We start from the raw sequence: 9674 nt of genomic DNA on the forward strand, positions 1-9674 counted from the left end.
TTAATTTCGGCGCAGTTCGACCAGGCGTTGTGCTTGATCAGGCGCAAATTAATATCGTCAATGATGCAGTGGGAACTGACATTTCCAACGCGTTATTTACTCAGGGGTGGTTCTTCTACATTCCTGTGCAGACCGGCGCGTCGCGAACAGAACGAAGCCTTGATGGCGCGATCTTTTACTACGTTGATGGGCAGTTGATCCAAAGCATCAACATGACATCCACGAACATTTTGTAAGGAATGACCGATGCCTCTAGATATCACCAGTGCCAATTCAAAGCTACGCATTGTAGTTCCGTCGTTTTATCCCGGCGGGTTTGATGTTGACGACTATTCTGCCGAAGACATGTTTGATACCGCCGCGCTGCAAAACTCAGAAGACATGATGTCGGCGGATGGTAAATACCATGCGGGTTATATTTTTAACCCCACGGAGTTCACTATTAACCTAATGCCAACATCGAATGCTGGAACGCTTATTGGCGATTGGTATTCAGCTGAGCGAGCAGCGGTGGCGAAGTTTGCCTGTAACGCCGTGCTAGTCATTCCGTCACTGAATATCAAATATAACTTTGTTAATGGTGTGCTCTACACGTGGACTCCGATCCCTTCTGGTAAGCGGGTATTGCAGCCTCGTCCCGCAGTCTTCCACTTTGAGTCATGCACACCGAGCGCCGCATAATGTCCAGAAAACAAATCACGTATATCGTGGAAGATGAAGGCAGAGATAAGGGCAAAGAGTTTATTATCACTGAGATGTCAGCATGGGATGCTGACGAATTAGCTCAGGATATTTTCCGATCTATGGGAGAGTCTAACTTTTCTGGCATTCCTGCTGACGTTATTGCTATGGGATGTGCTGGCTTGGCTACGGTAGGAATTAATGTCCTGTGTGCCGCGTCACCTGACGTTTCACGTAAGCTCCGAGATCGCCTGATGTCCACCGTGCAAGTTGTTATTACGCACGATGGAAACAAACAAACTCGCGAGGTTAAGCCCATTGATTTTGAAGAGGTCTCAACTATTCGAACTCTGATGGACAAGGTATTCGGAGTGAACTTCGATTTTTTAACCATCGCAGCCGCGTAAAGTATCCATTCATTCAGCCAGATCAGGGGCCATCTAAATTGGTAACCTCGGTCAACATATCCGCACAGATGAGTTCTATTATCTGCTCAGGCAGGGCCTCCTACCTTGATTTGCAGGAGAAGTTGTCTGTGCGCGATGCGTTTAATCTGCTGGAGCTTATCGCGGTGGAGTGTCATAACAAAAGAGCTTGGCAGCAATACGCGGAGAAACTACGGTGATTATCGAAGAGCTAGCATACAAAGTCACAGTAAGGACCGAGGAGTTTCTCTCGGGTAAAAAAAAGGTCGAAAGGGGGGCTAAAGACCTTAAGGAGGCCATCGAGGGGTTAACGGCAGCAATTGAGAAATCAACCACTGCCTCAATGTCCAAAACGACGAAAGAAACGGATAAAGCATCAGCAGCCGTGAAAGGGCTAAGCATGGCTTTTAGTGGACTGCTTGGGCTTTCAACGCGATTTCTAGCTGTTGGTGGGGTAATGACTGCGGTTGCCATTGGCATTCATCGCGCCTTTGAAAGCACCGCTGAATCCATCGTCAGAGCCAGTAATATGGGGAGAATGCTAGGAACGAGTGCCAGTAATGTTCTCGGTACTCAATATGGATTTTCTCGCATAGGTCAGAATGGTGGCGCTTTTCTCGGCTCTCAGATGAGTGCAAAAATGGCACTCGCCAACCTAGAAGACCCGACTATATTTGGCGGTCTGACTCCAGAAGCTCAGAATATGCTAACTACCGGCGCAAGAACCGGTGTTGATATCCATAAGTTGGGCGGTAAATCTGAAGACGCGCTTGCAGAGTTTCAGAAATATGGAAAAGGTCATAGCGAGAAGCAGTTAATGCAGACTCTGGCTGCATTTGGTTACGACCCTAACCTTGCGGGAGACATCAAAAACGGCAAAGCCGTGCAGATGGTGTCTGAGGAAGAAAAACGCTGGAAGATGACCAAAGATCAGGAAGAGGCCCAGCGCAATATCCTTGCCACCACTAAAGCACTTGATTCCCAATTTGCACAAGTAAAGCAAGATCTGATGGCAACATTTGGGCCGGAAGTTCTTAAAGCTGAACAGGAGTTCCTTGAGTGGCTGAAGAATAATAAGGGAGATATTATTGGGTTTTTCAAAGGGCTTGGTAATGGTATTGATGGATTCATAAAAGCAGTAGGTGGCGCAGGTAATGCGCTTGGTATTCTTGCTGCGATGGCGCTACTTAGCGGCAAGAGTGTTGGTGGGGTTGCTGCGGTGGCTTTGCTTGGGCAGATGGTTCAAGATCAATATAAAGACGTTCCCGATGAGCAGAGACCGCTTATCTTTCAGCAGCATTTTGTCGAGAGATTGCTTGGTATTGATTACGATGACCCAAATAAAGATACCCCAACCAATCCCGCAGGTAAAAATAGGCCAGACAGAAACTTTAACCCTCTAAATCTAAAAACAAAAGGCAATGCAGGCAAGGATTCAGGTGGGTTCGCTAAATATACTGATGAAGAATCAGGCTGGAAGGCGGCGAGAGATCAGCTATCCACTTATTACACCAGGGATAAATTGGATACTATCAGTGGGGTTATTAGTAAATGGGCACCTCCTTCAGAAAATGATACTACGGCCTACATAGCTCAGGTATCGAAAGCTATGGGGGTCGGCGCTAACGATAAGCTAGATCTTTTTGACCCTTCTGTTATGGCTAGCCTGAGTGCCCATATGGCAAAGCACGAAGGATATTCAAACTGGAAGAGTGGGCTAGATTATGGAAACGCATCCAAAAGTCAGTACGCTGGTTACTATCAGACTCAGCAACAACTTGCTAATGGGGCTGGAAGAGCAAACACACCAAGCCAAAATGTTGTCAACAACTACAATAGTCAAAATATTGGCGAGGTAAAAGTAACTGCAACTACAGAACAGGCCTCAAAACTGGCAGAAGGATTCAAGGAGATGAATAGTCGATCCTCAACAAATCAGGCATTTTCAAGCGCGGTTAAATAATTACCATGATTGGAAAGGGCCACTGAGAATGCTATCTTTCAATGTGAAATTATATGTAATTTTTCTGTAAAAGGACTATAAAACAGTGAAACGTACAGTGGCGTTATTGGTTTCAATATCTTATTTATTATTGTCATCCATAGCTATTGCCGAAGGAATAGATGTCGTAGAACAAATATCTGCCCCTGGAGGTAAGATTACATATTACATAGTTGCCAACAGGTCCGTAGATGGGGAGTCCCCTCCGCCAACTGCAATAATGTCCAGAAGTAATAATGAAAACAAAATAATACTCCGAGAGCGTCCTGATAACGACACAGAGAAAACCCTTTCTTCCTTCAGTAATCTTTACTTGTCTCCAGATGCAAAAAATCTGTACTTCAACTCATCTGCATGGGCCACATCTGATGCTATACACTCACTAGATATTGCTACTGGCAATGTTAAGTTTATAGCAGCAGGAAGTCTAGCTTGCGTCGTTCTGGCTGGGGAGTATCAAGGTGACTTAATAGTTATGAAACACAGATATTTTGTTCAAGGTGGTAGCCATGACGACCTTTACTTAGTGGATATTAACGGCAAAGAAAAAGGGCTTGTCGCGCAAGGTACAGACAAAAGACATGTCTGCCCAACTCTCGGGAGTTGACGTAATAACACGCAACATAGCCCACTCAGGTGGGCTTTTTGTTTCAGGCGTGTCCGTGCGCCGGTGTGGATGGGGCATGGCGATTTTTTTAATTATTCATCTAGCCTAGCTGCCGCGGGAAGTTGGATCTCAATTGAAATCGCAGGGATTAAGAACATGCGCTCTCTTTCCTCATTTTTTATGGTTTTTTGTGGATAACGGTTATCAAGTGGGTTTAATACTGATTGGTCATAGCTGATAAAAATCTGCCTGAAAACAATAAAATCACTCTTCAGTGCACAAACAAAATCTAAGTGCTCAGCTTCAATCATTGGGTCGAATACAATTATTGACCCTACTGGGAAACCATACCCATCAGGATCTGAATAGGCCATTGCCTCGTCATTGTTAATTATTGCAAACGCCATTCTACTGACGGGATATGAAGTTGGATGAAATTTAGTGGTTAAACCGTCAGCGCAATACTCATGAGAAAGAAAGTCCAATACATTATCTATTTCCAACAATGGCACTTTGGTAGTAACTGAAGCTGGAGAAACTCTTGATTTTATTTTCCCATCACCCTCACCAGTAGCAAGCCACTCGGCGGTAGTGCCAAGCGCATCTGCAAGCTTATGTAATACGCCTCGCCTAGGATAGGAATTAGCTGACTCATAGGCAGCTATTTGTCGCTGTGAGATTCCCACTAACTTTGCTAGTTCGCTCTGAGTCATGGAGTTAAGCGCTCTCGCTTTGGCGACTCGCTCATAAAAAGAACCTTTAAATTCATATGACTTCATAATAAACACTCTAAATAACTCAAAACTTCTTGAAAGTTCATCTCAATGAAGTATTATGACATTGTGTGAAGTTAATAGGAGTATGTCATGAGCAAGAAAGAAGTTACAACCGTTAATCCAATGCAGCTAAGAATTCCAGAAGATATGAAAGGTCCAATCAAGGGGGCCGCAGATAGAACATTCAGAACTATGCATAGTGAAGTGCTTTATCGACTTAAGTTGGTTGATGATCTAATTCAGAAAGGTGTAATAAATGCGTGGTGAAAATAGTGAAGCCCCGACTAGTTGCGATAGTCAGGGCTTCGTTTTGTCAGCAACCTTAAGCGAGTCAACCGACATGAAAAGTATAGCGAATAATCAACTGACATTCCATAGCACTACTTTCTCTTATATGGAAATAGCGGGGCAAATCTGGCTGACGGCGGCAGAAGTTGGACAGGCTTTAGAGTACGCGGATGATAAAGCTATTCACCGAATTTTCAATCGCCACTCTGATGAGTTCACGACACAAATGACAGGGGTGGTCAGGGCGACCACACCCGGCGGGATGCAAGATGTACGGGTATTTTCCCTGCGCGGCGCTCATCTGATCGGTATGTTTGCAAGGACAGCCAAGGCCAAAGAGTTTCGCCGCTGGGTGCTAGATATCTTGGATCGTGAAGTACAACAAGGAAACGCTCATCCTGCATTCGATTTTGAAATAGCCTTACACAATGCCAGGGGAGTAAACATCCACTTGCGAGCAATCAAAGAAATGTGGCGGGATGGTTTAGAGGAGGCGCTTAAATTGATGGAGCACAAAAATCGCGGGAGCATCAGCGAAAGGTTGCGTGATATGACTTTCTTTTCTTCACCGTTAGAGATAAGCCTTAATCAGCATAGCAAGAAGAAAAAGATTCACTAATTTTGCCGGAATACTGGCAATAAAAAACCGCCAGTTAGAGCTGGCGGTCATGTCAAATCAAACTGCGAGGTCTTTAATGACTGATTTAAATGTAGCAAATAAATCTCTGCCTGTCATCGCTGGCGTTGAGATTAACACCGATACAGCAAGTCGCTTTAACCTGAACGCTCTTCATAAAGCGAGTGGCGGTGAGAAAAAAGACGGGCCAGCATATTGGCTTGCTCTTGATAGCACCAAAAATCTTATCAATGAACTGAATAAGCAAACTACCGAGATCACGGTAGTTAAGAAGGAGGGCCGCAACGGCGGAACTTACGCTCACGAACTTCTTGCTGTTGAATATGCCGGTTGGATTTCCCCATCATACCGTTTGAAAGTTAACCAAACGTTCCTCGATTATAAAGCCGGAAAGCTGAAACCAGTATTTGACCCGATGGCCGCATTAAATGACCCTGAGTTTTTGCGCGGTACATTGCTGACCTACAGTGAAAAGGTGATCGCGCTAGAACATAAGGTAGAAGTGATGCAGCCAGATGTAGATGCGCTGGAACGCATTGCAAAGGCAGATGGTGCTCTGTGTATTACCGATGCTGCGAAAAACTTACAGGTACAGCCTAAGTTCCTTTTTCGCCTGTTGTCAGAGAATCGCTGGATTTACAAACGACTAGGGAGCAAAACGTGGGTCGGGTATCAGGACAAAATCCAGTCTGGATATCTGGAGCACAAAGTGCATACAGTAGTTCGCAATGATGGCAGCGAGAAAGTGACAGAGCAGGTTCTCGTAACCGCTAAAGGGCTTACTAAGCTATCAAAGATGCTTGGTGTCAGCGGTGTAGCGGCCTAAATAGACCGAAAAAAGTTTAATGACCAAAACCCAACCCACTTAACTGTGGGTTTTTTATTGGCGGTAATCCATGAGCATTATAGACATCAACACCAGCGACATATTTAACGCTATTGGTGGCGGATCGCCATTGTCAATTATAGACAGCGTGCTTCATCCCTCATATGTGATCCGCAAACATGGTGAGGCCACGGTGGCGCTTACGTTCAGTGGTATGGCATCAATTCAACCGATAGGGCGAGCTCAAATAACGAATGCTCCCGTTGAAAGTGGTAAATACCAGTCCATCAATAAGGTAAAAGACCCTTCCAGGATTCGGTGCTCAATCATTATCTCCGGGCTGACTGGTTTCACCGGTACGATCCCCAACATCTTCGACCTTACTTTTACTAGTCAATCTGACACCTTGAAAACCATCAAGGATATGTTAGCAACGACGGGGATATATGACATTGAGACGCCAAAAGAGACGTTAGAGAGTTATGACCTTGTGGGTCATTCCTATGAGGTTACTCATCAGCAAGGTGTGACGCTGCTTGTGGTTTATCTGGATTTTCAAGAAGTGATGCAGCAGATGGAGGTTTCCCTGTCTGGTTCGCAATCAAATACAAAGCCAACAAATGACCAAAAAAGTCTAAGTAATTCTGGCGTTGGGGCTGACACCTTGAATCCTGCGGGGGCCAAACAATCAACGGTAAATGAGTTAAGTAAGGCGTGGAGCGGCCTAAAATCTTCCGTATCGGAAATTGTTTCAAATGTAGACCAAACCATTACCACAGGATTTCAAAGCGCCCTGGATACTGTGAATAAACCAGTGCTTGAAGTTGTTAGTAGCGCAACACAGAAAGCGGCTGAGTTAACCAAGGAAATTGCAGAGGCGACGAAACCATGATGACAGTATCTATCGAACCTATGAAATCTCAGGAATTCAGTGTGCAACTTAGCGGCCAGCAATGCAATATTCGCCTGATACAACGTACCAGTGCCATTTATATGGATTTGACAGTGGATGGCAACCCTATCATGCAGGGTGTGCCCTGTTATTTCGGTAACCGTATGGTGCGGTATTCATACCTGGGATTTAAAGGTGATCTACTGTTCTTGGATTCAGTTGGACAGAATGACCCGCAATGGGAGGGGTTGGGGAGCCGGTTCCAACTATTCTACCTGGAGGAAGCTGACATTGTATAAACAACACTCTCTCCGCTTCGACTTCACCAATCTTACTAGCTCATTCGATTCATCCGGAAACAACAAGATATCCATAAATAATGTAAAAGCTGTCGTTTCATTGAATGCGGTAGTGGGAAGGGCAGGGACGTCAGCGGATATATCAATATACGGACTTGGGCTGGATATGCTTGCTGCGTTATCTGGGCGTGCTGACGGGAATATGTTAGACACGCAGAGAATAAACGTGGAGATATTTGCTGATGATTCGGTCGTGTTTTCTGGAGGAATGACCTCATCAGTAGCAAATATGAATGCAGCACCAGATAGTAATTTGATGATATCTGCTACCGCAAATGCTGATCTGCAAAACATGCCAGCAAGCCCATTCTCTGTAAATGGCGTTCAAAAATTAACTGACGTTATTAATTCAATTTGCAGCGCTGCGGGATATCGCGCTTCTTTCAATAAAATGAATGGCATGACGACATCGGGAAGTCCTTATTTCGAAGGTAGCGTATTCGATCAGTTACATCAGATATGCGTCGATTATGGCGTCGCCATGTCGGCGACTCCACCTCAAAAGGTTGACTTTTGGCCTGCAAAAAATACTCGAGATGAAATAATTCCATTAATATCAAAGGAATATGGTCTTATTGGTTATCCGATATTTTCATCCGGCGGCCTTATGTTTCAAACTCAATACTCGTCTCTATTGGTTATTGGCCGCTTTATCGAAATGGAGACAGATCTCCCAAATGCCAGCGGTAAATACCAACTTTCAACCGTAAGGCATGAACTATCATCCTGGGTTTCTGGGGGGGCGTGGCATTCAGTCTGCACTGCATATAGAACCAATGAAGCAAGGGCGGAGGCTCAAAATAAAAATGAATGAAAATTTATTTACCCCAACGAATGCGCAAGCAAGTAATGCAGAGTCTTTTAGTTACGCCTTTGAAAGGCTAATGACCGGGCTGTTTTTTATTGAGATTGTTCAGGTTAAAGAGGTAAGGGGAGTGGCTCCGAATTTAGTCGTTGATGTTCTCCCATTGGTCTCGAGAACCGACCGAGCCGGGTCAATGATACCCAATAGCACAATCTACAATATCCCGGTATTTCGCCTACAGCGTGGCAACTCAGCCATTATCATGAACCCCGTTGCGGGTGATATTGGCATGATCGCTGTATGCGACAGGGACAATTCAATTGCCCGAGCCAATTTATCCCAGTCCGTTCCGGGAAGTAGTCGAACCCACAGCAAATCAGATGCGCTCTACCTAGGCGGGTTCCTTAACGGGCAGCCAACACAGTTCATCGAGTTCGCTGATAGTGGGTTAAATATCACGTCTCCCAACCCAGTAAACATAACTTGCTCAAAGGCCAATGTGATCGCTCCTGATGGCGTGGAGTTCACGACTCCACTGGCTCACTTTTCTGGTGATATCAAAGCTGATGGGAATATCACTGATAATGCTGGTTCGCAAAGCGCATCACTAAAAACGCTACGTGATAAATACGACGGTCATAAGCACCCAGTTACTGGCGTGCAAACTGGATCTGCAACGGTAACTTCTAATGTAACGGACAGCCCAGCATGACATACAGAACTTTAATGCTTGATCCCGATACGTGGGACTTAACGTTAGATGGTAATGGGAACATTGCCATTGCTAATAGTGGTTATGCTGTCGCTCAGGATGTCGCATCGGCCTGCCTGGTGTTCTCAGGTGAATGCTATTACGACAACACACTGGGTATCCCCTGGAAAGAAGAGGTCTTGGGATCGCGCCCCTCCGCTGGCTATATCGCCAAAAAGATGGAAGGTGAAGCCAAGAAATTACCCATTGTTAGCCAGGCGATCGCTAACGTGTTTTTCGACAAAAACACACGTAAAACGCGCGGGGCCATACTGGTGACTGATAGAGATGGAAACCAATCACAGGTAATTCTATGACAACGTTAAAAACAGCGGTTCCCGGTGTAACTATCACAGAGACAGGCTTGCTGGTTCCTGATATTGCTGATGTCCTGTCAGGCAGATTAACGGACCTTGATGCCGCTATGGGGGGCGGAGCTAGCCAACCGCTATCTTCACCACAGGGGCAAATATCTCAGTCAGATACAGAAATTATCGCCACAAATTATGATGCATTACTGTGCCTGTTCAATCAGATTAACCCAGATTACGCGACTGGCAGATTTCAGGATGGTATTGGCAGCATTTACTTCATGGAGCGGATCGCTGCGCAGGGAACAATTGTT

The 9674-nt window shown here is 45.3% G+C and carries 13 protein-coding genes and 2 pseudogenes; 14 read left to right on the forward strand and 1 reads right to left on the reverse strand.

The annotated features are described in order from the left end of the window. From AD970_RS19865 to AD970_RS18005, 5 genes and pseudogenes are all read left to right on the forward strand, one after another. Positions 1-236: pseudogene (locus AD970_RS19865) on the forward strand (DUF3383 domain-containing protein); the annotation flags it as partial. 10 nt (positions 237-246) lie between these two features. Further along, entirely contained in the window at positions 247-681 is a 435-nt protein-coding gene (locus AD970_RS17990) for a phage tail fiber protein (RefSeq protein WP_049602298.1), read from the forward strand. After that, positions 681-1088 (forward strand): hypothetical protein, encoded by a 408-nt coding sequence (locus AD970_RS17995; RefSeq protein ID WP_049602301.1) that lies wholly within the window; start codon positions 681-683, stop codon positions 1086-1088. The genes AD970_RS17990 and AD970_RS17995 overlap by 1 nt, the downstream gene beginning before the upstream one ends. Before the next feature lie 214 nt (positions 1089-1302). Next, positions 1303-3069: a hypothetical protein gene (locus AD970_RS18000; protein ID WP_049602303.1), complete on the forward strand. Its 1767-nt coding sequence runs from the start codon at positions 1303-1305 to the stop codon at positions 3067-3069. Positions 3070-3154: 85 nt separating this feature from the next. Further along, entirely contained in the window at positions 3155-3715 is a 561-nt protein-coding gene (locus tag AD970_RS18005) for a TolB-like translocation protein (protein ID WP_049602308.1), read from the forward strand. Between the two features lie 92 nt (positions 3716-3807). On the opposite strand, the gene AD970_RS18010 is transcribed toward AD970_RS18005, so the two are convergent. Further along, positions 3808-4494, reverse strand: coding sequence for a helix-turn-helix domain-containing protein (locus AD970_RS18010; RefSeq protein WP_049602311.1), 687 nt, complete (start codon positions 4492-4494; stop codon positions 3808-3810). 87 nt (positions 4495-4581) lie between these two features. Between AD970_RS18010 and AD970_RS19755 the strand changes: the two genes are divergently transcribed. From AD970_RS19755 to AD970_RS18050, 9 genes and pseudogenes are all read left to right on the forward strand, one after another. Further along, a complete protein-coding gene (locus tag AD970_RS19755; protein ID WP_157045593.1) occupies positions 4582-4758 on the forward strand; it encodes an Arc family DNA-binding protein in 177 nt (58 codons plus the stop codon). Continuing rightward, the gene (locus AD970_RS20280) at positions 4748-5398 is read left to right on the forward strand and encodes a BRO-N domain-containing protein (protein WP_157045594.1); all 651 of its coding nucleotides are present in this window, start codon (positions 4748-4750) and stop codon (positions 5396-5398) included. The genes AD970_RS19755 and AD970_RS20280 overlap by 11 nt, the downstream gene beginning before the upstream one ends. Before the next feature lie 49 nt (positions 5399-5447). Further along, positions 5448-6242, forward strand: coding sequence for a phage antirepressor KilAC domain-containing protein (locus tag AD970_RS18525; RefSeq protein ID WP_072080703.1), 795 nt, complete (start codon positions 5448-5450; stop codon positions 6240-6242). Positions 6243-6312: 70 nt separating this feature from the next. Continuing rightward, positions 6313-7134, forward strand: coding sequence for a hypothetical protein (locus AD970_RS18025; RefSeq protein ID WP_049602313.1), 822 nt, complete (start codon positions 6313-6315; stop codon positions 7132-7134). Beyond that, complete coding sequence (locus AD970_RS18030; protein WP_049602315.1) at positions 7131-7433, forward strand: phage baseplate plug family protein; 303 nt, start codon at positions 7131-7133, stop codon at positions 7431-7433. The genes AD970_RS18025 and AD970_RS18030 overlap by 4 nt, the downstream gene beginning before the upstream one ends. Continuing rightward, complete coding sequence (locus AD970_RS18035) at positions 7426-8307, forward strand: hypothetical protein (RefSeq protein WP_235786971.1); 882 nt, start codon at positions 7426-7428, stop codon at positions 8305-8307. The genes AD970_RS18030 and AD970_RS18035 overlap by 8 nt, the downstream gene beginning before the upstream one ends. Then, positions 8300-9010, forward strand: coding sequence for a phage baseplate assembly protein (locus AD970_RS18040; RefSeq protein WP_049602319.1), 711 nt, complete (start codon positions 8300-8302; stop codon positions 9008-9010). Before AD970_RS18035 ends, AD970_RS18040 begins: the two co-directional genes overlap by 8 nt. Next, positions 9007-9366 (forward strand): hypothetical protein, encoded by a 360-nt coding sequence (locus AD970_RS18045; protein ID WP_049602322.1) that lies wholly within the window; start codon positions 9007-9009, stop codon positions 9364-9366. Before AD970_RS18040 ends, AD970_RS18045 begins: the two co-directional genes overlap by 4 nt. Next, positions 9363-9674, forward strand: a pseudogene (locus tag AD970_RS18050) (baseplate J/gp47 family protein); the annotation flags it as partial. The gene AD970_RS18045 and the pseudogene AD970_RS18050, both read left to right, overlap by 4 nt.

This window comes from Yersinia nurmii (genome assembly GCF_001112925.1).
In the GTDB taxonomy this organism is placed as follows: domain Bacteria; phylum Pseudomonadota; class Gammaproteobacteria; order Enterobacterales; family Enterobacteriaceae; genus Yersinia; species Yersinia nurmii.